General features: G+C 57.9%; 22 protein-coding genes and 1 tRNA gene. 15 read left to right on the forward strand and 8 right to left on the reverse strand.

Translation table 11 applies throughout. From position 1 onward, the window contains the following. Positions 1-1,096, forward strand: a 1,096-nt coding sequence (locus QZ638_RS08265) for a fimbria/pilus outer membrane usher protein (RefSeq protein WP_295808796.1), incomplete at its 5' end; no start/stop codon positions are given. Further along, positions 1,093-2,040, forward strand: a complete 948-nt coding sequence (locus QZ638_RS08270) for a spore coat protein U domain-containing protein (protein ID WP_366936220.1) — start codon at positions 1,093-1,095, stop codon at positions 2,038-2,040. The genes QZ638_RS08265 and QZ638_RS08270, both read left to right, overlap by 4 nt. A gap of 54 nt (positions 2,041-2,094) precedes the next feature. Here QZ638_RS08270 and speB read toward each other — a convergent pair whose 3' ends face one another. Further along, positions 2,095-3,147 (reverse strand): agmatinase, encoded by a 1,053-nt coding sequence (speB, locus tag QZ638_RS08275; protein ID WP_295808800.1) that lies wholly within the window; start codon positions 3,145-3,147, stop codon positions 2,095-2,097. Positions 3,148-3,274: 127 nt separating this feature from the next. On the opposite strand from speB, the gene QZ638_RS08280 reads away from it, so the two are divergent. Further along, a complete protein-coding gene (locus QZ638_RS08280) occupies positions 3,275-4,171 on the forward strand; it encodes a LysR substrate-binding domain-containing protein (RefSeq protein WP_295808802.1) in 897 nt (298 codons plus the stop codon). 10 nt (positions 4,172-4,181) lie between these two features. On the opposite strand, the gene QZ638_RS08285 is transcribed toward QZ638_RS08280, so the two are convergent. Next, positions 4,182-5,081: a LysR family transcriptional regulator gene (locus QZ638_RS08285; RefSeq protein ID WP_295808803.1), complete on the reverse strand. Its 900-nt coding sequence runs from the start codon at positions 5,079-5,081 to the stop codon at positions 4,182-4,184. A 109-nt stretch (positions 5,082-5,190) separates the two neighbouring features. On the opposite strand from QZ638_RS08285, the gene QZ638_RS08290 reads away from it, so the two are divergent. From QZ638_RS08290 to QZ638_RS08330, 9 genes are all read left to right on the forward strand, one after another. Continuing rightward, the gene (locus tag QZ638_RS08290; RefSeq protein ID WP_295808804.1) at positions 5,191-5,865 is read left to right on the forward strand and encodes an isochorismatase family cysteine hydrolase; all 675 of its coding nucleotides are present in this window, start codon (positions 5,191-5,193) and stop codon (positions 5,863-5,865) included. After that, the gene (locus tag QZ638_RS08295; protein WP_295808806.1) at positions 5,862-6,197 is read left to right on the forward strand and encodes a GYD domain-containing protein; all 336 of its coding nucleotides are present in this window, start codon (positions 5,862-5,864) and stop codon (positions 6,195-6,197) included. The genes QZ638_RS08290 and QZ638_RS08295 overlap by 4 nt, the downstream gene beginning before the upstream one ends. Then, the gene (locus QZ638_RS08300) at positions 6,194-7,012 is read left to right on the forward strand and encodes a transporter substrate-binding domain-containing protein (RefSeq protein ID WP_295808808.1); all 819 of its coding nucleotides are present in this window, start codon (positions 6,194-6,196) and stop codon (positions 7,010-7,012) included. The genes QZ638_RS08295 and QZ638_RS08300 overlap by 4 nt, the downstream gene beginning before the upstream one ends. 15 nt (positions 7,013-7,027) lie before the next feature. After that, positions 7,028-7,714 (forward strand): amino acid ABC transporter permease, encoded by a 687-nt coding sequence (locus tag QZ638_RS08305; RefSeq protein ID WP_295808809.1) that lies wholly within the window; start codon positions 7,028-7,030, stop codon positions 7,712-7,714. Between the two features lie 46 nt (positions 7,715-7,760). Next, entirely contained in the window at positions 7,761-8,495 is a 735-nt protein-coding gene (locus QZ638_RS08310) for an amino acid ABC transporter ATP-binding protein (protein ID WP_295808811.1), read from the forward strand. A gap of 767 nt (positions 8,496-9,262) precedes the next feature. Beyond that, entirely contained in the window at positions 9,263-12,034 is a 2,772-nt protein-coding gene (locus tag QZ638_RS08315; protein ID WP_295808813.1) for an autotransporter outer membrane beta-barrel domain-containing protein, read from the forward strand. 812 nt (positions 12,035-12,846) lie between these two features. Beyond that, a tRNA-Gly gene (locus tag QZ638_RS08320) sits at positions 12,847-12,920 on the forward strand. Between the two features lie 98 nt (positions 12,921-13,018). Beyond that, positions 13,019-13,282 (forward strand): DUF6460 domain-containing protein, encoded by a 264-nt coding sequence (locus QZ638_RS08325; RefSeq protein ID WP_295808815.1) that lies wholly within the window; start codon positions 13,019-13,021, stop codon positions 13,280-13,282. Between the two features lie 10 nt (positions 13,283-13,292). Then, a complete protein-coding gene (locus QZ638_RS08330) occupies positions 13,293-14,642 on the forward strand; it encodes an MATE family efflux transporter (RefSeq protein WP_295808816.1) in 1,350 nt (449 codons plus the stop codon). Between the two features lie 117 nt (positions 14,643-14,759). Here the strand turns inward: QZ638_RS08330 and QZ638_RS08335 are convergent, their stop codons facing one another. Then, positions 14,760-15,851 carry a quinone-dependent dihydroorotate dehydrogenase gene (locus QZ638_RS08335; RefSeq protein WP_295808818.1) on the reverse strand — a complete coding sequence of 364 codons (1,092 nt, stop codon included), beginning with the start codon at positions 15,849-15,851 and terminating at the stop codon, positions 14,760-14,762. Then, positions 15,848-16,195, reverse strand: coding sequence for a DUF952 domain-containing protein (locus QZ638_RS08340; RefSeq protein WP_295808820.1), 348 nt, complete (start codon positions 16,193-16,195; stop codon positions 15,848-15,850). The genes QZ638_RS08335 and QZ638_RS08340 overlap by 4 nt, the downstream gene beginning before the upstream one ends. 136 nt (positions 16,196-16,331) lie before the next feature. Here QZ638_RS08340 and QZ638_RS08345 point away from each other — a divergent pair, with 136 nt between their 5' ends. Next, positions 16,332-16,766, forward strand: coding sequence for a hypothetical protein (locus QZ638_RS08345; protein WP_295808822.1), 435 nt, complete (start codon positions 16,332-16,334; stop codon positions 16,764-16,766). Between the two features lie 28 nt (positions 16,767-16,794). On the opposite strand, the gene QZ638_RS08350 is transcribed toward QZ638_RS08345, so the two are convergent. Further along, positions 16,795-17,169: a hypothetical protein gene (locus tag QZ638_RS08350; protein WP_295808824.1), complete on the reverse strand. Its 375-nt coding sequence runs from the start codon at positions 17,167-17,169 to the stop codon at positions 16,795-16,797. A 177-nt stretch (positions 17,170-17,346) separates the two neighbouring features. On the opposite strand from QZ638_RS08350, the gene QZ638_RS08355 reads away from it, so the two are divergent. After that, positions 17,347-18,024: a response regulator transcription factor gene (locus tag QZ638_RS08355; protein WP_295808844.1), complete on the forward strand. Its 678-nt coding sequence runs from the start codon at positions 17,347-17,349 to the stop codon at positions 18,022-18,024. 7 nt (positions 18,025-18,031) lie between these two features. Here QZ638_RS08355 and QZ638_RS08360 read toward each other — a convergent pair whose 3' ends face one another. Further along, positions 18,032-21,520 (reverse strand): PAS domain-containing hybrid sensor histidine kinase/response regulator, encoded by a 3,489-nt coding sequence (locus QZ638_RS08360; RefSeq protein WP_295808826.1) that lies wholly within the window; start codon positions 21,518-21,520, stop codon positions 18,032-18,034. 199 nt (positions 21,521-21,719) lie between these two features. Here QZ638_RS08360 and mscL point away from each other — a divergent pair, with 199 nt between their 5' ends. Further along, positions 21,720-22,136, forward strand: coding sequence for a large conductance mechanosensitive channel protein MscL (gene mscL, locus QZ638_RS08365; RefSeq protein ID WP_295808827.1), 417 nt, complete (start codon positions 21,720-21,722; stop codon positions 22,134-22,136). A gap of 95 nt (positions 22,137-22,231) precedes the next feature. Here mscL and hemA read toward each other — a convergent pair whose 3' ends face one another. Together hemA and QZ638_RS08375 are read right to left on the reverse strand one after the other, a co-directional pair. Then, positions 22,232-23,509 carry a 5-aminolevulinate synthase gene (gene hemA, locus QZ638_RS08370; RefSeq protein ID WP_295808829.1) on the reverse strand — a complete coding sequence of 426 codons (1,278 nt, stop codon included), beginning with the start codon at positions 23,507-23,509 and terminating at the stop codon, positions 22,232-22,234. A gap of 132 nt (positions 23,510-23,641) precedes the next feature. Beyond that, entirely contained in the window at positions 23,642-24,160 is a 519-nt protein-coding gene (locus QZ638_RS08375; protein WP_295808830.1) for a MarR family transcriptional regulator, read from the reverse strand. Positions 24,161-24,178: the final 18 nt, after the last annotated feature.

The raw sequence follows: 24,178 nt of genomic DNA on the forward strand, positions 1-24,178 counted from the left end.
GCGGGCGTTCGATTCCTATGAAGATGTCGCGTCGATTACCGCTGATCCGGTCGCCGATCCGCGTGGGTTGCCAGTTTTCAGCTCTGGTGTACCACGGGCCATCGATCAGATTGCTGTCAGCGTTCCCATGCCTCTCGACTTGTCCAGTCTCAACTTCTCCTACGCGCACCTGAAAGACGCTGATGGCGATCGCAGTCAGATCCTCAGCCTGTCCTACAGCCAACGAATATTTGACAATGGCAATCTCTACGCCAGCGCGTTCACGGATCTGGAAGACAACGACAGTTTCGGTGTGTTTGCTGGCGTATCCTTCCCGCTTGGGCGCAACGTGAACGCAACGGCCGGTGTTGAAAGCGGACCGGAGGGTGTGAATGGATTTGTCGAACTCGCCAAGTCGGAGAAACTCGAAAACGGCAGTTTCGGCTGGCGGCTTCGCACTTCGGAAGGAGCCAACCCGAACCGAACGGCATCGGCCAGCTATCGCGCGTCTTTCGGCCGCTTCGAGGCAGGGGTGCAACAGTATGACGGCGACATTCGAGCGACGGCACAAGTCGATGGCGCAATCGCGGTCGCAGGTGGAGGCGTGTTCGCCACAAACCGTATCGATGATGCGTTCGCGGTTGTCGATGTCGGGGCTCAGGACGTTGTTGTCGAACACCAGAACAGGCCTGTCGGCAAGACAAACCGGCAGGGCAAGATCCTTGTCCCGCGCCTCAATTCCTACGAGCGCAATACCGTATCCATCGACCCGGCAAATCTTCCGGTGGATGCCAGCGTGCCGGCAACCAAGGAAGTTGTGGTGCCAGCCGATGGCAGCGGAGTCGTTCTCGATTTCGGTGTTTCGGACTCTCCGCATGCCGCCCTTGTGGAATTGGTCGATACAGATGGCCTTCCCCTACAGGTGGGCCTGTCCGGCAAGCTTCAGAACGGCGATGGCTTCGTCGTGGGGTATGATGGCGAAGTCTATCTGAGTGGACTTCAGCCCAGGAATGTCATCACGGTTCGGCGTGACGACGGTACATCCTGTTCGGCGGAATTTTACTACAAACCCGATCCGGGCAATCAAGTGACAATCAGAGGTGTCACATGCGGATGAGCTTCCTTTGTGGGCGTGTCTTCGCTGTGACGCTTTTCGCTTGCTTGGTCAGCGGCCACGCGTGGGCGCAGAATTGCAGCTTCGGTGTTTCCGCAATGAATTTCGGCCAGATCGACACCTTGTCCGGCGCGCAGACCGATACTTCGGCGTCGACGAGCGTCAGTTGCAGTGGCCTGCCCCTGAATCGTATTCTTGTTTGTGCGGGGATCGGAAGCGGCAGCGGAGGAGCGACTGCCGCGGCAAGGCAGCTTGCCTCGGGTGGAAATCAGCTCAACTATCAGCTCTATGTAAATTCCGCCCGCAGCGTTGTGTGGGGGTCCAATTCCTGGCCTTTCCCGCCCGGTCCGGCAGCGTTTCAACTGACCCTCAACGTGCTTGGACAAGGCAGCGGCACCATTCCCATCTACGGACGGCTGTTTGGCGGTCAGGCCAATGCACCGCCTGGAAATTATCTCTCGTCCTTTTCCGGTAACGATGTCGAGTTTCGCTATCGATACACCACTTCGAATAACTGCAGCACCTCCGCTGGCAATGTGGTCCGGCCGAGCTTCACGGTATCGGCCACGGTTCCGGCAAACTGTCTGGTCAGCACACAAGATATCGACTTTGGTTCGCAGGGCGTGCTCGCCGCGAATGTCGATGCAACCGGCCAGGTGGATGTCAGGTGTACCCCGGGCAGTGCTTATACGATCGCTTTGAACGGGGGGAATGCAGGGGCGCCGCCCACAGAGCGTAAGATGACGAAAGGTTCCGAGACTGTAACTTATGGGCTGTACAGGGATGCGGCGCGCAGCCAGCCATGGGGAACCGAAGTCGGAACGACGGTTCCCGGTAGCGGCAATGGCGCCGGTCAGAGTTTTACGGTTTACGGCCGCGTGCCTCCGCAAAACACACCCTCACCGGGAACCTATGTGGATACCGTGGTTGTAACGGTGACCTACTGATTGCGGCAGGAAACGGCCGAACCGTTTCCGCCGCGGTATTTTGGTCCGCGCCGGCTAGCTGGCTGGCGTCGGGAGTGAGCGGCTGAACTGCAGAAGGCTGAGAAACTCAAAAAGCATCTGCGCTCCTGCATGCGCGGTGTTGCTCGTCGCGTCATAGGCGGGAGCAACCTCGACAACGTCGCCACCGACAAAGTTCACGCCCTTGAGACCGCGGATCAGCGCCAATGCCTCGCGTGTCGTTAGCCCACCGATCTCCGGCGTGCCGGTGCCGGGGGCAAAGGCCGGATCGAGACTGTCGATGTCGAATGAGAAGTATGTGGGGCCGTCACCAACCACCTGGCGAGCCTTGGCAATGATCGCGTCCAGCCCGAGGCCGTTAATGTCTTTGGCCTCGATCACTGTCATGCCGGAAATTTGCGAGAACTCCCAAATATAGCCGGCCGCACCTCTGATGCCGATTTGGATGGTCCGTTCGGGGTCCAGGACCCCGTCCAGAACGGCGTTGCGAAATGGTCCGCCGTGATGGAATTTTTCGCCTTCATAGGCTCCACCGGTATCGCAATGCGCGTCGATGTGGATCATGCCGACAGGTCGGTCGCGACCGATTACGCGCAGCACAGGATGTGAAACCGAGTGATCTCCGCCCACACCCACAGGGATCACGCCAGCATTGCAAATCCGTTCCACGAAGCCTTCAATGTCGGCATGACACTTCGCGAGATCGAAGCGGCTGCGGAACGGAACGTCACCGATATCCGCGACGGTCATCTGATGTAGGGGCGCTGTATGATGCGCGTCGTTGTAAGGGCCCACACGCTCAATCGCGCGTAGAGCACGCGGACCGAAACGGGACCCGTTTCGGTTGGTCACGGCGAGGTCCATGGGCATCCCATAAAGGGCGACTTGCAAACCGGAAAGCGCGTCGTCGCCGCTGCGCGCGGGTGCATCGAGCAATGTGGGAATGCCGGCATATGGCGCCGGTCGATTGCCGCCTTGCGAGAAAATGTGGTCGGCAATCTCCTGGTGTTTCGGGTCGACCATGTCGCCGCCCGTTTTCGCTTCGAACGTCGCACGCAGTGCCTCCAGTTTCTCGGGACTCCAACTCATGTGACGCTTCCTTGTTTCTTCGGCATTCAATGTTGACTGTGCGGTATTCCGACAAACCTCGCCGGATTTGAACCGCAACACAATTGACAATATTGACCATTCTTATGTGAATAATTATCACATATTGATGCTAGGACGCTTGCCCCCACTCTATCCGCTTCGCGCTTTCGAGGCGACTGCACGAACAGGATCGGTGACCGCTGCCGCGCGTGAGTTGAACATCACGCACAGTGCGGTGAGCCACCAGCTCCGCTCCCTGGAGAATTACTTGCAAGTCCAGCTTTTCAGGCGTTCAGGGCGCGGTCTTTTGTTGACCAGTGAAGGGGCAGCACTGCTTCCTGAGGTCACCTTCGCGTTTGAAAAGATTATTTCGGCCGCGGCCGGGCTGGAACGTCCGGTCATGACAGGTGAATTGCGAATTGGCTGCGTTCCGGGGATTCTGAATTACTGGCTGATGCCCAGGCTTGACGATTTCGCTCGAACTTATCCCGAGCTTCGTTTGAGGATCGACGCAGCGACAGGCCCCGAGGCGATCTATCGCTCCACACTCGACGTTGCGATCCTATATGGCGATGGTGCCTGGACGGATCTCTGGGTCAAACGCTGGAACGATGTCTATCTCTTTCCGGTCGCAAGTCCGATTCTGCTCAACAGCAAGCCGTTGCGTTCGCTTCGTGATCTGAGCAAACACCGGCTTCTCTTTGCGGGCGATCATCGCGAATGGCAGTCATGGTTATCGGACGCAGACGGGCTGAGCCTGATGAAGTGTCAGAAAATTACCATGAGCGATGCCTATCTTACGACGCAGGCAGCCGTTCTCGGCCAGGGTGTTGCTCTGGGGGACACGATCACTTCCGAGCCGCTTTTGGAAAACGGCAGCCTTATCGCGCCGTTCTCGCGAAAGGTTTCCGGAACGCAGCGGATGTATGTCGTCTGCCGGATGGGCGGTATGGAAGACCGGACTGTACGGGCTTTCATCGATTGGGTGTTTGCCTCAAGAGCAGGACGGGCGGTTGTGTCCTGAAACGCAAGCCTTAGTCCGGTTTGGAGGCAAGATAGCCGATCAGATCCTGCAATAGCGAAGTCATGCGGGTTGAAAGGCCTCGATCGTTCGGAAACAGAATATAATAGCTGCCGGCCGCCTTTATCGTGGTGCTGAAGGGCTGTATCAGTCGTCCCTCCCTGTGAAGCGTGCGGGTTAGAATATCCGACGCCAGTGCGATACCCTTGCCCTGAGTGGCTGAAGCGACCGCTTGGGCAAGCGATCCCACTTTCACAAACTGGCTGCCCTCCAGACGGGTACGTGCCGCCATCGCCCAGCGGTCCCACTCCGATCCATCGTCCTCATGCAGCAGCGTAATGCCTCTAAGGGTATGGTTCCGTCGCTGCAGTTCGAGAAACGGGAAAAGTGTCGGAGAACAGACTGTGCGCAGTTTGACGTTATACAGGAGTTCCCAGCGCACACCGGGAAATGGTGGATTCCCATAAACCACGGCAACGTCATTGTTCTGCCAGTCGACCTCCCGGGCGGTGATCGATTCGTTGATCGTCAGCTCCGGCACGCCGCGCTCCTGCGCGAAGCTGATGAGCGCTGCGCTCAGCCATGCAACGCCGAGCCCAGTGGGAATGGATACCCGTAGGATCGCGGGTTCGTCGGAAAGGGCGCTTTCGCGTGCAACTCGCTCGGCCGCTTCCACTTGGTCCAGGCATGACGACACCGAATGGGCGAAGGACTTTCCCGCGGATGACAGCCGAAGGGCCCGGCCCGACCGTTCAAAGAGCGGTACGCCGATCGAATCTGAAAGCTTCTTTATCTGCAGCGAGACCGCCCCGGGGCTGAGATTGAGCTGTTCAGCCGCCGTGCGCACGCTGCCACACCGCGCAACCGCGTCGAATGCGGGCAAATACTGTAGATAGGGCACGCGGCGTATCATCGGGCGCTCCGAAGCATAATTGTTTAGAATTATAGAACGGTTTCCGTCAGAATAAATCGCTTTTTCTACACAGGCGCATTGCATAACGTAATTGAAAAGGAGCCGTCAGATGATTGAGGCAGAACCCTTCAACTTCCCATACGACGGAAATCTAAACGCTGAGAATACGGCTTTGATCGTCATCGACCTGCAGCGTGATTTCCTTTCGCCAGACGGTTATTTTGCCCGCAAGGGGTATGATCCGGCGCGGCTCAGGCAAGTTCTTCCAAACGTCGATCGATTGGTGGCGGCTTGCCGCGAGGTCGGCATTTGTATCGTTTATACGCGCCAGGGCTATCGAGCCGATATGGCCGACATGACGCCTTATGAGCGGTGGCGGCGAAAACGGGCGGGTATGGAAAACACCGACGTCTTTCTGCGTGAAAGCCAAGGGTTCGAGCTGGTGCCGGAACTCGATGTGCGTCCCGAGGATGTGATCGTGGACAAAACCTGCAACGGGTCTTTCACCTATACCGATCTGGACCACGTTCTGCGTGCGAAAGGGATAACCCATCTTCTGTTCACGGGTTGCACCACGGATGTCTGTGTCCACACCAGTTTGCGTGAGGCCTGCGACCGAAATTTTCAATGTCTGACCGTCACTGACGGATGTGCCAGCGGTGACGCATACGCGCACGATGCCGCATTGCATATGGTGACGGTGGAGGACGGAGTGTTTGGCACCGTTGCCGACACTCAGGCGGTGCTCGCGGGGCTTCGTCGTTTGAAGGAACAATCTGCATGAACACGCTTGAAGTCCAGTCTGAGAGTAAACTGAAGTTCATATCGCTGATGAAACTGACCCAGAAAGGGTTGGACGAGCTGACTGACAGCGCCAGGCGGCGCGAGGTCAGCGAACAGCGGGTCGCAGCGGTCGGCGGTCGATCGATTGCCTTCTACGCCGTGCTGGGCGGGTATGATTTCGTCCAGATATTCGAAATGCCCAACGTCGCATCAATGCTGCAATACGTAATGACGGCCCGCAGAGACGGGCATGTGGAGCCGCTGCTGCTTCCAGCTTTCGATACGACGGAATGGAGCCAGATTCTCGAAACGTTCAAGGAGAGCAAGGAATGATTATTCAATCTGCACCGGTGTATGTCGCCACGGCGCTCCTCGTATTGGGAAACGGCGCTGCGGTTGCCGCTGAACCCAGTTTCGCATCAGACGGCGAGATCGCCGTCTGTACGACTGCGAACTTCCCACCTTTGACTTTCAAGCAAAACGCTGGCGACAGCACGCCGGTGGGCATCGATGTAGACTTGGCGGAGGCGATTGCTGAAAAGTTCGGGGCCACGACCAGCTACACGACAACCGAGTTTGCCGGACTTCTGCCGAGCCTTGGCGCTGGGCGTTGCGACCTGATCATCAGCGGCATCTATATCAACGATGAACGGCGTGAATCCTATGACGGCATCCGGTATATGCGTTCCGCCACCGTCATGGTGACCCAAGCGGATAATGACACCATATCCGAACCGGCTGATCTTAGCGGCAAGACCGTTGCTCTGGAGGCAGGCTCTTACTATCAGCAGGAGCGCATCGACCCGCTAAACGCCGAACTGGCGGAAGCCGATAAGCCGGAAGTGGAAATCACGCTCTATCCGGCGCAACAGGGTGCTTATCAGCAGGTTCTTATCGGACGCGCCGCCGCCACGCTGACCGAGGAAGCGGAGGGAGCCTATCGCGTCGCCGGCGCGCGGGATCAATTTCGCATCGCCTATACGTGGAAATCCGATTTCACTTACGGCATCTACATGCGGCCCAGCGACACCGATGCCGCCGCCGTGCGTGACACACTTAAATCGTTGTCGGCTGACGGGTTCTTCGACGATCTCGCGACGAAATACGGCATCGATCCAGCCGTCTTCGACGTCGATTACGACTCCTGAGTCATTGGGGCTGAGATGGCGTTCTCGTTCGAACTTTTCATCGAAGCGATGTTGACACCGGCAATGATCCGCGGCGCCGGTATTGCGTTGGTTCTCACTGTGCTGGTTTTCGTCATATCGTTTTTCGCCTGTCTGCCAATGGCGTTGTGGCTGGGGTCGAAGAAGAAACTGCGCAATATTGCCGCCAAGCTCTATGTATGGGTGTTCCGGGCGGCGCCGGTGATCCTGATCCTTCTGTTCGTTTGGAATGGCACGCCACAGCTCTTTCCGGCTTTGCTGAAATCCAGTTGGTTCACGCCATTTGTCGCGGCGACGGTTTCGCTGGTGCTGATAACCATCGCCTACATGGCTGAGATTATGCGCTCCGCTCTCAGCTCTGTCGCGCCGGGGCAAGGCGAAGCGGCGCAGGCACTCGGATTGGGGCGTTTCCAGACTTTCCGCCTCGTTGTGATGCCGCAGGCGCTGAGGATCGCATTGCCGCCCATGGTCAACGAGTTCATCAATGTGCTCAAAGTCACTTCTTTGGCATACGTGATCTCGCTGCGCGAAATAATGGCAGTCGTTAATGACTCGATCGCCGCCACTTTCCGCTTCGTCGAATGGTACACCGCTGCCCTTGTCTATTACCTCATCATCGTTTCGCTCTTCATGATGCTGCAGGGGATCGTGGCGCGTCGGCAGTCAAAAGCCGATCTCGCATGAGAAACAAACGGGCCGGAGTTGCAGAAACGTACAGGGGGGTAAAGAGATGACCGAAGCGGTCGTATTAAACAATGTCAGTAAATCCTACGGTAGTTTTCCTGTCCTGAAAGACATCAATCTTTCAGTTGAACCGGGCGAGAAGATCGTGATCTGCGGGCCATCCGGTTCCGGAAAATCCACACTCATACGCACCGTGAACCGGCTGGAGAAACATGATTCCGGGTCGATACATGTGGACGGTATCGAGCTATCCGACGATTTGAAGAATATAGATCAAATCCGGTCTCGCGTTGGGATGTGTTTCCAGCACTTCAACCTCTTTCCCCATCTGACAATTCTGCAGAACTGTACACTCGCCCCGGTCCACGTTTTGAAGGCTTCGCGCCAGGAGGCCGAGCGAACAGCCATGCACTACCTGGAAAAAGTCCGCATTCCCGAGCAAGCACAGAAATACCCCAGCCAGCTATCCGGCGGTCAACAACAACGTGTCGCGATCGCGCGCGCGCTGTGTATGAAACCGCGGATGATGCTGTTTGATGAGCCCACATCGGCGCTCGATCCGGAAATGATTGGCGAGGTGCTCGACACCATCGACGCTCTTGCGAAGGATGGAATGACTATGATCTGCGTGACGCATGAGATGGGATTTGCCAGCCGGGTTGCGGACCGCGTGGTTTTCATGGATGCAGGACAGATCGTGGAAACGCGGCCGCCGAAAGAATTCTTCGAGGATCCACGGAACGAACGCACAAAGAAGTTTCTAAGTCAGTTGTTGAATTGAAGGCGTTGTAGAAAAGACGCCAATCGGCGGTTCGTAAGACGGTGAGTCTTCCGCCTCGATACCGGGACCGCTTGATGCACAGGTGCGCGATAACAATCCGAGGCGCCGCTCCGTCATAACGGGTCCCGACAGGCACAGTTTAAGTTGGTGCCACAACCATGGGCCGTCGTAATCTCGAGCTCCTCGGCCGATGTTCTCCTTCTGAAGATGCGCGAGCGTTGCAGTCATGGCTTCGGTGCGGATGCATTCGGAGCTTTTCCCGGCGAACCCGTCTCGTCTCGGATTTTATCGTCCGGGAACCGAATTTTGCTGCCTATATTTCTCGCAGGGCCGGGCCGATCAAGCGCATTGCGTAAGGGGCGATGATTGGCATTCTCCGCACTGATACTTACGGCGTGGGGACTGAAGATTGCGGCAAATGATAAAATCCTGAAAAAAATGATATAAGAAAGATGTGGTGGGCGCCGTCCGGCTTCTCCGAGACGGGGACTTCAACGGGTTCCGGTGCTAGGTCTTTTTACGGCTCCAGAATGGAGAGCAGGCCTGTTGTCGAAGCTCGATACCGGACTGGGTGCGGGCTTGCCTGGAAAATCGACTGGCGTGGTGTCGGCGACGATGCGGTATGTTGCAAGTAATATTAATAATGAGATTATTGAAGAAATAACAATAAAATAAACAAATAAGGTTGTGAGAAAATTTGGGGGAGAAATTTAGGTGGTTAGGTTTCTTATATTATATATAAAAAATAATATTAAATATTTTTTCCGTTGAATTTCACTTCAGCCTTAATTTTAAAGGCAATTTTTGTGAGTTTTTACTTTCCTTCGATGGCATATGCGGATGAAGAATGTGGGCATCCGAGTTCCAGTAATGAGGTCATTTGCTCTGGTGGAAAAGATTTCACAAACGGCATAAAATATACTCAGGACAATCTTCTTCTTATATTGGACGGAAGCGCCAGTCCGTTGAGCATTAGCGGCCTGGGCGTGCTTCTCCTGAACGCCGCTTCGAGTAGCACCGACCCACTGACGATCAAGTCAAAAGGCACGGTCAAGATTGACGTTAACGGCCCCCACGGCATCGAGATCTATCAGACCGGACTTGGAGATGTATCCATCGACGGTGCTGTGGACATCAATCGGGATCATGCGCGTCTCGGGGCATCTGCCGGGATAGAGGCGCTTATTGCAAATCAGGCCAGCAAAGCAAATCTGACAATCAATGTCCCATCCGGAACATTGGAAATGCGCAATGCCAGCGGAATCGAAGCCATCCATCGCGGCAGCGGAGACGTTTCGGTCACAACGGCGTCCGACATCATCGCCTTTGGCGATCCGGCGCATGCTGTTTTTATCGACTTTCGAAAGTCGTTGAACTTGGCTGTAACCGGCGGAAAACTCCAGACCTTTTCGAGAGGGTCTCCAACAATTCTCATTGTGACGGATAATGCCGTTGGCGGATATGCTGAGGCGAACGTCTTCATCGCGCCGGGTGCCGAAATTAAGGCCAGTCAATCACAAGCATTTCGGGACTACCCGATGGGCAGCAGTCCCATTCGAACCACCTTCGCCGTCGGCGGGACCGTTACTGTTCCCGATCCGACCACGGTCGCCGTCGATCTGTCCACGGGCTCGGATACTCTGGAGCTCCATCCCGGTTTCTCGATCAGGGGGATGGTTCAGGGCGGTCCGGGGAGCGACACGATCAATTTTGCGGGCACGGGCTCCGATCGTTTCGACATTAGCCGTATCGATACCAACGGTTCTCACCCAGGAAATGTAGGTTACCTGAACTTCGAGGAATTCATCAAAACGGGCGACTCGAAGTGGACTCTTTCTGGCAATAACGATGAGATCAGCACTTTCCGGGTCGAGGCCGGCGAGTTGGCGGTCGATGGAGATCTGAGCAGTACGCATTTCATCGTAATGCATGATGGAACGCTCAGCGGTACCGGGCACCTGGGATCGGTCAATCTTACGACCTCAACCTCTGGCGTTGGCGGCTTCGTCGCTCCGGGGAATTCCATCGGTGTTCTGACAATCAAGAACGACGCCACGTTTCGCAACGGGACGGCCCTCGAGGTCGAGCTGGCTGCGAACGGAACATCGGATCTGCTGAAGGTCGGCGGATCCACGCATCTGCAGGGAGCGTTCGTTCAAGCCAAGCTGACCGACAAAAAGAACTCTTATAGCTCCGGAACAAAATACAAAGTACTTGAATCGGACAACGGCCTTGTCGGAAAATTCTCCGATGTGATCGACAATTCATTGTTGAACAACATGAATATAACTTACGATTCAAACGATGTTTATCTGGAAGTTGTCGATGCTGACCTGAACCCTCGCGACCTGCTCCTCGCCCATGCGCTGGACTCTCTTGATGGCGATGGGGACATCAGGTTTGTCACCGATGAACTCTATGCGCTCACGGAACCGGCAGCTCTCGCGAAAGCCCTCGACGCGCTGCGAGGACAAATCCATTCCGATGGGCTGGTCATGCTTGCCGATGCTTCCAGCCGCTTTAACCGGTTGTTGTTGTTTCGCGGAGGTTACGACCTCTCGTCGGACGCCGAGGTGGAAAGCCTGGCCTACAGCGGCAAGGCTGACAGACGCATCGCTGAGGCCTTCGAAGAAAAGGAGCTTTCGAAAATACAGGCGCCGACCACTGTCTGGGTCAGGGGAGTCGGCTCGGATATAGAGGTTGGCCGATCCTCCGGAAATGCCGGCTGGCGTATCGCCGGCACGGGCGTCGCGTTCGGCGTCGAGAGTGATCTCACCGCAGCAACGGAACTGACTTCACCGGTTGTGGCGGGCGCGGCGGTCGGTTTCACCCATAGCAGCATGACGCATTCTGTACAGGAGCAAACGGCCGACGCTGAAAGTCTTCATCTGGGTGTTTACGCTCGCGCCGGCGCAGCCGATCATCGGCCTGGATGGTCGCTGCGTGGCTCCCTTTCGCTCGCCAGTCAATTCGTTGACGCTTCGCGTCCGATCGCATTCGGATCGGTCGATCGCGAGGCCAAAAGCAGCTACAGGGCAGTGACAATGTCCTCCGCCGCAGAGTTACGCTATGGCATTGATGCCAATCAATTTCTGCCATGGCTGAAAATGCCGGCCACGATATCGCCTTTTGTGCGCGCCGAAACCGATCAGGTTTTTCGAAGCGCATTTGATGAAGACAGTGGCGGTGCGCTTGGTCTCTCGTCGGATGCGCAGCGTTTCTCGCGAGGTCTCACCGCAGTCGGCGTTGCAATCGGCGGGAGTGCGCATTTGGGCGACATTCAAACTCACGCATCACTGTCCTTTGCTTATGAACGTTTGTTTGGCGATACCGGAGGAGAAGCCGCTTTAACGTTTCCTGATGCTGCGAGCGGGTTCGTGACGACAGGCCTTGCGGAAGCACGAGATCGATTCCGCTTTCGCGCCAATACGTCCTTCGGGCTTTCAAGAAGAGCGGTGCTGGAGATCGGTGGTGAAGCGGTGTTGTCTTCCGATCGTCGGGAACTTGCTGGCGATGCGGTGCTAAGGATTTCTTTTTAAGATAGTCCGACTCTCGCCCACGGTTCATCTCCCACTATCTTGAGTGAATTGGTAGATACGGCAATCGGCGTGAGGCGACGCTTGATATATCGCATGCGCAAGAGGCGACGCAGGACTTCAGATTGAATGCGGCCCAATGCCCGCAAGTCGAAAATTCAACCCATCCCACCGTCTCGTTTCCGTCCGCCGGCTGATGCGTTCCCGACCTGCGATTGCAGCTCTCGCCGCCGCATCGTCCGGACGCATGCTGCGATAACGCACGCTCGTTCGGCCGGCTGCAAGCACATCACACGCCCGAGGTCGACTCACACCGTGAATTTGGCAGAGGTGCGCCATCGCATCCCGCCTGGCGTCACCATTGTCTTGCGGCAACATCCTTCAGGATCGCTGTAATCCGCTCTTCCGTGCACCGTGAACGCTTCATTCATCCGTCTCCGTGGTCAACGGACTCCACCAAAATCTGGAGGAGGTTCAGCGGCTCGATATTGCCCTCTGGTGACGGACAGCACCGGACATTTCCTAAACCAATCTATCAGTCAGTGTCTCTCGCCAGTTCGGCTTTAATGGGAACCCCGTGCGGCTCCGAAAATTCCTCATTCGGAGAGCGTGCCTGTATAGTCATATTCAGTTCTCCTGCTACGGTGATCAAAGATATGCGCCAGGCAATCGGTTTCGGAATGTGTCCACGTTTCTTACGCCGCTTTGTCGGGCGAGCAGCAATCGCCCTCAAACCAGCCCGCACCACAACAACCGCGCCCCAGTCACAAACCCGCTTGACGCCGGGCCGCGGGTCGCGGATTAATGCGCGCTGCGCGGGTATGATGTAATGGTAGCCTGTCAGCTTCCCAAGCTGAACGCGCGGGTTCGATTCCCGCTACCCGCTCCAGCGTCACCGAACGATCAATTTCTTTTTCGCATCGTGCAAGGTTGCGCCCGCGTTGGAGGGTGCGTATCTCTTTGCGGTCAAGATCAAGGAGCATTCCGGTGTCGGCACTGACCAGATTCCTGGGCGACAGCCCTTTGCGCATCATTATCAAACTGCTGATCGTTTCGCTTATTGTCGGCTTCGTGATGAGTGCATTCAACTGGTCGCCATTCGACATCTTTTACGCGTTGCGCGACACAGTGCTCCATTTGTGGAATATGGGTTTCGATGCGCTTGGCCGCTTTGCAGGCTATATCCTCCTGGGTGCGGTCATTGTCGTGCCGGCCTTCCTGCTCCTGCGCCTTCTGAACTACCGCCGCTAAGCGCGTTTCAATGGTCCACGTCTCGCCGCCGCAAGATCGAGCATCGCATCCGTTCGAGGTAACGAACAGGCTCGTTCTGTCCATCGCCTTGCCGATGACACTTGCCTATCTCACGACGCCGCTCCTGGGTATCGCCGACACGGCGATCATCGGCCAGTATGGCGATGCTGCGCTGCTCGGGGGGCTGGCGGCAGGCGCGATTGTCTTCGACGTTGTTTTCACCACCTTCAATTTCCTGCGTTCCGGCACGACCGGCCTGGTCGCTCAGGCTTATGGCCAGGGCAATGCGCTGGAAGAGCAAGCCGTTCTATGGCGGGCGCTGGCGATTGCTTTCGTCGCAGGCCTTCTCATGGTCGCGATCAGTCCCTTCATCATCGCCGGTGGCGTGTATTTCATGGATGCCGATCCGGCCGTGGCCGCAGCCATGAGCGCCTATGTCTCGATCCGCATTTTCGCGGCGCCCATCTCTTTGATCAATTACGCCATTCTCGGATATGTACTGGGTCGCGGTGAAGGTGCGCTCGGGCTCGTGCTGCAGATCATCCTGAACGGCGCGAACATCGCGCTGTCGGTGTTTCTGGCGCTATCGTTGGGCTGGGGGATCGAAGGTGTGGCCTGGGGCACAGTCGGGGGAGAGGCAGCGGGCATGTTGGCAGGGGTCGTCATTCTCGCATGGCGTTTCCGACAGGGCCCCCGCGTTTCATTGAGGCGGATTTTCGATTCCTCTCAGATCGTCCGGATGGTCGCGATGAATGGCGACATCATGATCCGCTCCTTCTCGCTGCTTGCAGCCTTCGCGCTGTTTACCAGGCAGGGCGCCCAGTTCGGTACCGTGATTTTGGCGGCTAACGCGGTCTTGATGAACTTCTTCCTGGTCGCGGGATATTTTCTCGACGGCACGGCGACCGCGGCGGAGCAACTCGCGGGGCGCGCCGTGGGCGCGCGTTATCGTCCCGCCTTTCTTCGTTCCGTACGGCTCACCGTGGTCTGGGGGTTCGGTTTGGCCGTTGCCATGTCGTTGTTCTTTCTGCTGGCCGGTGGGGCTTTGATCGCGTTCATCACCACGGCACAGGACGTTCGAACCGCTGCGAGCCTATTCCTGCCCTGGGCAGCGCTCATCTCCATCTCCGGCGTTCTCGCATTTCAGATGGATGGTGTATTCATAGGCGCCACCTGGTCGCGCGACATGCGCAACATGATGCTGCTTTCCTTTGCGCTTTATCTCGCGTGCCTTTTCCTTCTGACGAAGAGTTTCGGAAATCACGGCCTGTGGGCGGCGTTCCACATCCTGCTTATCGCCCGCGGAATAAGTCTGCTGGCGATCGTGCCATCGCGGATGCGCAGAACGTTTGCAGATTAGACAGCTGGCCTGGATGTTTGCAATTGAGCGAGATCACCAGGGCGCGCCTAAACGCAGAAGACGAAACGTCCTGGAGCACTTCAGCTTTTCCGTGAAACGCCGAATCTCTCCAGACCCTCAGTCGAGCTGCCTTGCAGCCCATTCGTCCACATGTGTGTCGCGAAGCTGACGCAGAGACGAGAGGTTTTCGCGCTGGGCGAACGCACTCATCTCTTCGAGGATCCTGCCAGGCAGGCAGGTGCCGCCGAAGATCATGCCGCTATACATCTGCACGAGGTCGGCGCCGGCGCGGATTTTCTCCAGCGCCGTTTCCGCCGAGTTTACGCCGCCGACGCCGATCAAGGGCATGGCCGGACCTACCAGAAGGCGTATTTTGGCAAGGACGACGGTGGAGCGTTCGAACAATGGCAAGCCGGATAGGCCGCCCGTTTCATGCGCCAACCGGCTTGTGGCTCCGGTTCTGGACAGGGTCGTGTTGCTGACGATAAGCCCGTCAATGCGCTTGTCGAGCGCTTCATCGGCGATATCGGCCAGCGCTGCGTCGGCGAGGTCGGGGGCGATTTTCAGGAAAAGCGGTACAGGCGAGCGTCTCAACTTGGCGACTTCGTCGCGCGTGGCGAGCACGCGCGACAAGAGCTCCGACAGGTTGCCACGGTCCTGCAGTGCCCTCAGGCCGGCCGTGTTGGGCGAGGAGATGTTGACCGCGAGATAGGAAGCGATGTCGCCAAAGGCACGAACGCCGGTCTCATAGTCGGCGATGCGATCTTCGCTGTCCTTGTTGGCGCCGATGTTCACGCCGACAATGCCGCCTCTGCCGGCACGCTGCTTTATGCGCTCGCGTACGGCCACCAGGCCGTCATTGTTAAAGCCGAGCCGGTTGATGAGTGCGCCATCCTCTTCCAGCCGGAAAAGGCGCGGTTTCGGGTTGCCGGCTTGAGGTTTCGGTGTAACCGTGCCGCATTCCACGAAACCGAAACCCAGTCGCAAAAGGCCGTCGGCAGCTTCGGCATTCTTGTCGAAACCGGCGGCCATGCCAAGAGGATTGGGGAACACCATCCCGCCGACGATCGTCTTGAGGCGCTTGCTGACTTGCGATGGTCGGGCGAGGGGCATGCCGCTTCTCAATGCCATGATTGCCAGATTGTGGGCGCGCTCGGAATCCATCCGGTAAAGAGCCTGGCGCGCAATCTTGTCGAGAAGGAGCTTCATGCCGGTAGCTCGGGAAAGACGTGGGTGCCGTCTACTCCAAGCGGCAGAGGGCGAACCCAAGAAACCGCATGGAGAGGCAGGGAAGCGTAGAGATGCGGAAACAGCGCTCCGCCGCGCGAAACCTCGTATTTCAGCGCGCTCCCCAGGGCATCGGTTTTCACCGCAACGAGCACCAGATCGTCCTGTCCGGCGAAGTGCTTTGCAGCCGTCTCGGCGGCCTGTTGAGCGGTCGAAAAATGAATATAGCCGTCGGCAAGATCGACGGGCGCGCCATCGAACGACCCGGCCACCTCGGCTTCCTGCCAAAGCGAACGAGGGCATATTTTGTAGATCAGCTCAGCCATGCTTGCGGCTATACTTGCAATGCGGTTTCAGCGAAAGGCCCGGAAAGGTGTTTTCGGGGGATTGCGTTTTATCCCAATTATGGCGCATTCCTTGCTCATGATCCCATCATCAGGTGCATGAACGCGGAGTGGACCAATGCGCAAGACCATTGCAGCGACGGGCGCACTGATCATCCTCTCGATGACGGTGAACGTCACGGCGCAGGAAGCCGAGCGTTTCCAGCTTGAGCGTACAGAACAAGGCTATGTACGCATGGACACTGAGACCGGAGCCATGTCGATCTGCCATGAGCGCTCGGATCAACTCGTCTGTGCGCCGGCCGCTGACGAGCGCACGGCGTATGAAGAAGACATTGCAGCGCTTCAAGACAAGGTCGAGGCGCTGGAGAGCCGGATCGACGCGCTCGAAAGTACCTCATCCGAAACCGCTTCTGAATTGCCTTCCGATGAGGAATTCGAACAGACGCTCGGACTGATGGAACGCTTCTTCCGGCGTTTCATGGGAATCGTGAGGGATTTCGAGGAGGAAAAGACCAACTCGCCGGAGGAACCGGCACCCGACCGCACATAGGACCAGTCCTTCCGGACATACCTCGGGATCAGGTGATTGCGCGCATGAGGCGCAGCATCATGGAAAAGGCGAAGAAGCCACAACCGACCTGAAGGCTGAGCACGGCGAAGCGCAGATAGATGTCTTTCAGTATGGTGATGAAAACCTTCGCGCCCGATTGGCCGACCGGACGCGCGTCCGGGCTTAGATGGATCCATACTTCCGTCTTCTTCGGATTCTGCCCGGCGAGTGCATAGGCCTTCAGTATCAGAAGCTCGGACATGATCAGCGTCATCAGCGCACCGGCGCTGAAGGCGAGCACGAGATCGAATGAGAAACTGAGCATCACGAGCCCGATCGCGAACACACCGAACATCACCGCGCGTCCGATACAGAAGATGGCTACCTTGTGGATTTTCTCCATCGCAAGCCCATGGGGTTTTCACCCCCTTCATGACTCTGTGGCATAGATGGGCGGTGGGCAAGTAAATCTTCTGCGAGCTTTCAGGCGACGACGAACGCTGTGGAGATGCGAAGCTTGAAAACACGGCCATTCCCCGCATAATCTCGCCGAGACCTGCGGTGGAAGAAGATGACAATAATGCTGCGGGTGCGGGAGGGACTTTTGGCATCGGGCTATAGATTTCTGGTCGCCGACGACCACCCCCTGTTCAGGGGAGCTTTGAAGGGCGCGCTGTCCGGATTGGACAATGCATGTAGGATACTGGAAGCGGGCGATTTCGAGAGTGCGAAAGCACATGTCGATGAGAGCATCGATTTGGTTTTGCTCGATCTCTCTATGCCTGGCGTAAGCGGGCTTTCCGGGTTGATTGCACTTCGCGGAATGAATCCGGCGGTGCCTGTCGTTGTCGTATCGGCTCATGACGACCCCGAGACCATAAGGCGTGCGCTCGAACTGGGCGCGTCGGGTTTCATCTCGAAATCGTCGGGCATGGAAGAAATCCGAACGGCGGTCCAAACCATTCTCGACGGTGGTGTCTACACGCCCGACGACATCGACCTCGGCGCGGAGGCGGATCCGGAAATCGTCGATCTTATCCGGCGTCTTCAAACGCTGACGCCTCAGCAGACGCGGGTGTTGAGTATGCTGGCGGAGGGACTGCTGAACAAGCAAATCGCTTACGAACTCAATGTCTCCGAGGCAACGATCAAGGCGCATGTTTCCGCGGTGTTGCAAAAGCTGGACGTGGACAGCCGCACCCAGGCGGTGATCCGGTTATCGAAGATCGGGGCCGACACGATCGCAAGCGAGAACTGAGCCGCGTCTATTCAGCAGCGGCCAGCATCTGCCTGCAGCGCATGAGCAATGTGCGCAGCGATGCCGGACGCAGGGGCTTGTTCAAGACCATCGCCGTCAGCGCTTCTGCCTCGGCGCGCACTTCGCTGGAACGGTCGGCAGTGATCAGGATTGCCGGTATCGCATCTCCGTAACGGGCGCGCATCGCCGCGATGACGTCAAGCCCCACTTCGTTGTCGAGATGATAGTCAGCCAGAATCACGTTGGGAGGCCTTTCCGAAAAATCGGGCAGGGTGGCCGACCCCGTGGCTGTTGAAACAGCACAGCCCCAGCCTTCGAGAAGCCGATGCATTCCGTCGAGAATACGCGGGTCGTTGTCGATGCAAAGAACGCGCAGGCCGTCCAACAGAGCCTGTTGAGCTGCGGCGGGTCCCTTGGTCGGTTCGGTCTCCATGGCAGGGGCCGAACTGACCGGAATGATAACGGAAAAGCGCGTGCCGCCGTTGGTGTCGGAAGCGAGGCGGATTTCCATGTTGAGAACGCGTGCGATGCGATCGACGATGGAAAGCCCGAGGCCCAGACCCTGCGCATGCCGTACACCTTCCTCCAGCCGGGTGAACTCGCGGAAGACGACGTTCAGCTTGTCCGGCGCGATGCCGATGCCGGTATCGATCACCTGCAATTCAAGAAGGTCTCCGCGCCGGCGCACGCCCACCAGTACGCGCCCGCTCGGTGTATATTTTATAGCGTTGGAGACGAGATTCTGTACGAGGCGACGCAGCAGGTTGCGATCCGTGTTCACGGTGAGTGTCGAGGGGACGATGGTCAGTTTCAGCCCTTTCTCTTCGGCCAGGGGCATGAAATCCGTACTGAGCTGACGCAACAGGCCGTCCAGTTGAAAGATGCTGGGAGAGGGTTTTAGCGCCCCGGTGTCCAGACGCGAAATGTCGAGAACCGCCCCCAGGATCGCTTCCACTGAATCGAGCGAGGATTCTATGTTGCCCACATACTCACTGGTTTCTCCACCGTCGGCGCGTTCCATCAGAGACGAGCAATAAAGCCGCGCGGCGTTTAGAGGCTGCAATATGTCGTGGCCGGCGGCGGCCAGAAACCGGGTTTTCCCGAGATTGGCCTCCTCGGCGATCACCTGCGCCTGTGCCAGCTCTTCATTGACGCGCATCAGTTCCGCGGTGCGGTCGGCCACGCGCTGTTCGAGTGTTTCGTTTATGCGTTTCAGGGCAATGTCCGCTTCCACGCGTGGCGTGATGTCGGTGTAGGTTGCGACGATGCCGCCATCGGGCATCGGGTTGGTGCGCAGTTCGATGATGCGGCCGCTTTTGCGGAGCCTGATTTCCCACGGCATCCCGAAATCGGTGAAGCGGTTAAGTGTCAGCGTATAGGCATCGACAGGGATCTCCCCGCGCACGACAAGAAGGTTGACGAAACGGTCGAGTGACACACCGACCTGCCCCATCTCATCGGGCAGACTGAAAAGCATCCTGTACTGGCGGTTCCAGCAGATGAGCTGGAAGTCGCGATCGAACACGGTGACACCTTCTTCCATCTGATCGAGCGCGGTCTGCAGCAAATCACGGTTGTGCTGCAGGGCCATGGAGGCGTCGTCGAGAAGTCTGAGCGCGTCGCGCGGAGAGCGGTCGTTGCGCTGGAAGAGCAGGGACAGAATAAGCCGCGAGGAGGATGAGCCGACCGCACTGGCCAGAAGCTGTTCGGAAAAGCGTACCAAGGCGATACCGGTCTGGTCGTTTCCGTTGAGCCGAACGCCGTGTGTCGCTTCGAAAGTGGCGAAGGAACGCTCGGTGCGCTCGGCGCCGAGATAGCGTGAAATTGTGTCTTTCAGATCGTTTACGGTGACCGTCGTGCGAAAACGGCGCAGGGTTGGTATTGGCCCCGTGTCGCGCGGTACGAAAATCGCCGCCTGAATGCGTTCGAGCGGTTGCGCCGCTCGCGAAAGTGATCCCAGCACGAAAAAGAGCGTGTTGACGGCAAGGCTCCACAGGACGCCGTGATTGAGCGGCTCGGCAACGGTGCCGAACAGTGCTTGCGGCCTGAGCGCCGGCAACCCGAACAGGCCGTCCGTGATGATGCCGGTGCCCTGCGGTGCAAGCGAGGGAAACAGCAGCGTGTAACCCCACAAAACAAAACCTGCACCCATGCCTAGGAGCGCTCCGCGTGCATTGGCACCACGCCAGATCAGGCCGCCGAAGAAGGCCGGCGCGAACTGAGCGATCGCGGCGAAGGAGATCAAGCCGATGGCGGCCAGGCGCGTGTTGTGCGTGGTTTCGCGGTAATAAAGAAAGGCTGTGAACAGGATGATAAAGATCGCCGCCCGGCGAATGTTGAGGATGATCGTCGACCAGTCGTCCTTCTCCCGGTGATCGGGCCGCAGCAGGCGGCGCAAGAAGAGCGGGATCACCAGATCGTTTGAAATCATGATCGACAGCGCGACACTGGCCACGATGACCATGGCGGTGGCTGCGGAAAGCCCGCCGATGAAGGCAAAGAGCGCGAGCAGGTCGTGTCCAGCCAGCAGCGGCAGGGCAAGAACGTAAAGATCCGAATTGGCGTCATTTCCCACGAGCGCCAGACCGGCAAAGGCGATGGGCAGGACGAAAAGATTGATGAGAACGAGATAGAGCGGAAAGAGCCAGCTTGCCGTCTCAAGCTCGTTGGTGCTCCGGTTTTCGACGATCGTGACGTAGAATTGCCTGGGCAGCATAATGATGGCGAAAGCACTGAGCGTCGTCATGACGATCCAGGTCGCGAGCGAGGTGGGATGCGTGTAAGCTGCCTGCACCTCGGGAAGACTGCTCACGGTGCGGGCCAGATCAAGCGGGCCGCCGAAGAAGACGTAGGTTACGGCAATGCCGACAGCGAGGAAGGCGGCGAGTTTCACAACCGTTTCCACGGCGACGGCGAGCACCAGCCCCTCCTGGTGCTCGGTGGCGTCCGCATGGCGGGTGCCGAACAGAACCGCGAAAATCGCGAGCAGAAAGGTGACGATGAGCGCCATGTCGCCGACAAAGAAGTCGATCGTCGGCGGGGCCCCGTCATAATGGGTAACCATTAGGCTGACCGAATCCGATATCGCCTTCAATTGCAGCGCTATGTAGGGAACCGTGCCGAAGGTGGCGATCAGCGTGGCGACGGAGGCAACGGCAAAACTCTTGCCATAACGCGCGGCAAGAAAGTCGGCGATTGAGGTGATTTTTTCGGATTTGGCAAGCCGGATAATGCGCTTGAGGACCGGAAAGCCGAACAGGAACACGAGAACCGGCCCTATATAGATCGCCAGAAATTCCATTCCCCGCTCCGAGGCGAGGCCCACCGAGCCGAAGAATGTCCATGAGGTGCAGTAGATCGCCAGGCTCAGCGCATAAATGAAGGGACGTGAGCCGAGGCCGCCCTGGCGCGCGGCGCGGTTATCGCCGACGCTCGCGATGAAGAAGAGCAGCGTCACATACGCGACGGCTATGATTGCGATGACCCAGCCCTGCACCGGTCGCGATTCTCCTCCTCACAAGAACATCAGAGGCAAACACAGGCCCGGTAGCGTGTCCAATGCTTCTTTCGGCCAATGAAGCGGTGTTAACCCGAACGAATGGTTTTTGTTGCACCTTGCGTTTGCGGCGCTGTTATTGTGCCAGCATTGGTGGCCTTGAGCCGCCGGATTGCAGCTAGATTGGGGAGATACCCTTATGATGAAGGAATTTCGGGAGTTCATTGCACGAGGCAATGTGATGGACCTCGCGGTCGGTGTCATCATCGGTGGCGCTTTTGGGCTGATCGTGAAATCGCTGACCGACGATATCATCATGCCGCTCGTCGGTGCGATCTTCGGCGGTTTCGATTTCTCGAATTATTTCCTGCCGCTCTCGTCCACCGTGACGGCAACGTCGCTCGATGCGGCGCGCGAACAGGGAGCGGTGTTCGCCTACGGCAATTTCCTCACCGTCGTCGTCAATTTCCTGATTCTCGCCTGGATCATCTTCCTGATGGTGAAGGGCGTGAATTCCCTGCGTCGCAAGGAAGCCGAAAAGCCGGCAGAGCCCGAGGCTCCGCCAGCGGACGTTCAGCTCCTCACGGAAATTCGCGACCTGCTTTCGAAGAAATGACAATCATTGTGCGTTCCACCCGGAAGCGGTGGGCGTGAACGAAAAAGCCGCCGGAATGACGTTCCGGCGGCTTTTCGCTGCGTTTTAAGCAAGGGTCAGCCGCCGGATTTCGGCACGAGCAGTGAGACCACCCGATCGGACTTCGCCGGCTGTGGCCGGTCGGCTTCGTTGAAAGGTATGCCGAGCGCTTCCCAGGTCTCCAGAAGCGCATCGCGCAGGGTATCGATCAGCGCGTCGTTGTGGAACGGCGTCGGTGTGATACGCAGCCGCTCCGTTCCGCGCGGCACGGTTGGATAATTGATCGGCTGAATATAGATACCATGCTTTTCAAGCAGACGGTCGGTGGCCTGCTTGCACAGTTCCGGATCGCCGACAAGAAGTGGAACGATGTGGGTTTGCGACGGCATGACTGGCAGGCCGGCCGCTAAAAGCTTTTCCTTTGTCTGCTGTGCCTGGCGTTGCTGTGCCTCGCGCTCGACAGACGAGGATTTCAGATGGCGGATCGAGGCCGTGGCAGCGGCAGCGATTGCCGGCGGCAGGGCCGTCGTGAAGATGAAGCCCGACGCGTAGGAACGCACAGCATCGATAACGGCGGTGGAGCCGGTGATATAACCGCCGATCACGCCATAACCCTTGGCCAGCGTACCCTCTATCACGTCTATACGGTGAGCCAGGCCGTCGCGCTCGGTGATGCCACCGCCATGGGGACCGTACATACCCACGGCATGGACTTCATCGATATAGGTCATGGCGTTGTACTTGTCGGCGAGGTCGGCGATCGCCTCGATCGGCGCGATATCGCCATCCATTGAGTAAACCGACTCGAACACGATCAGCTTGGCACGGTTGGGATCGGCTGCTTTGAGCAGGCTTTCCAGATGCGCGACATCGTTGTGGCGAAAAATTCTCTTCTCCGCGCCCGAGCGACGCACGCCCTCAATCATTGAGGCATGATTCAGCTCGTCTGAAAGCACCAGGCAGTTGGGCAAAAGACGGGCGATGGTGGAGATCGAGGCTTCGTTGGAAATGAAGCCGGAGGTGAAGACCAGACCCGCCTCCTTGCCGTGCAGATCTGCGAGTTCGGCTTCCAGTTCCACCAACGGATGGTTGGTGCCGGAGATGTTGCGCGTGCCGCCGGCGCCGGCTCCCATGGAGCCGGCCGCCGTCTGCATTGCGGCAATCACACTTTTGTGCTGACCCATGCCCAGATAGTCGTTCGAACACCACACGGTAATCTCGCGCGTCTCTTCTCCCGAGCGCCAAAGCGCACGCGGAAACGCGCCGACGACCCGTTCGAGATCGGCGAAGACGCGGTAGCGACGTTCAGCGTGCAACTGATCGATCGCTTCGGAGAAAAAACGCTGGTAATTCATTGGACCTTCCTGCTGTGCGGCGCGATCATAATGTCGGACCCAGCCCACGTCCATCACGCGATGCGGGCAAATTGACACGCCTGCGTGACATCCGTTGTGATCGATCAAATTCGGTGCGGCAAGGCGGGCCTGTCAGTGCGGCAGCGCGTTCTTCGGGCGTTTTGCGGTTGTCTGCAGGTCACCGGGCGGAGCCATCATGTCGGCAATGTCGTTGAGCGCGGACGTAAGTTGGTTTCGGCGCTCGGGGGAAAGGCCGGCGAAACGTCTGGCAAAGGCATCCCCCATCGGCTCGGGTGCGTGCGTCACCAGGGCCGCTCCCTCCGGGGTTAGGCGCGTGTGAACCACGCGACGATCATGGCGCGAGCGGTAGCGCTCCACCACGCGGCGGCTCTCCAGATTGTCGAGAATTGTGGTCACGGTTGCCGCGCTCAGGTCGACATGAGCCGAGAGCACGGTGGTCGTGACTTCACCCAGCCCCGCGATAGCCTTCAGGATCACGAGTTGCGGAGCCGTCAGGCCAATCTTCTTTGCGAGCGCCTTGGATTGTACATCGTTCGCGCGAACGATGCGGCGGATGGATTTTTCCACGCCGCGCAGCTCTTCACTGCGGAACCAGTCGACCGTCTTGTCAGTTGTGTTGTCGAAGCTCATGCGGACGCTATTTATTTG

The organism is uncultured Nitratireductor sp. (genome assembly GCF_913053745.1).
In the GTDB taxonomy this organism is placed as follows: domain Bacteria; phylum Pseudomonadota; class Alphaproteobacteria; order Rhizobiales; family Rhizobiaceae; genus Nitratireductor.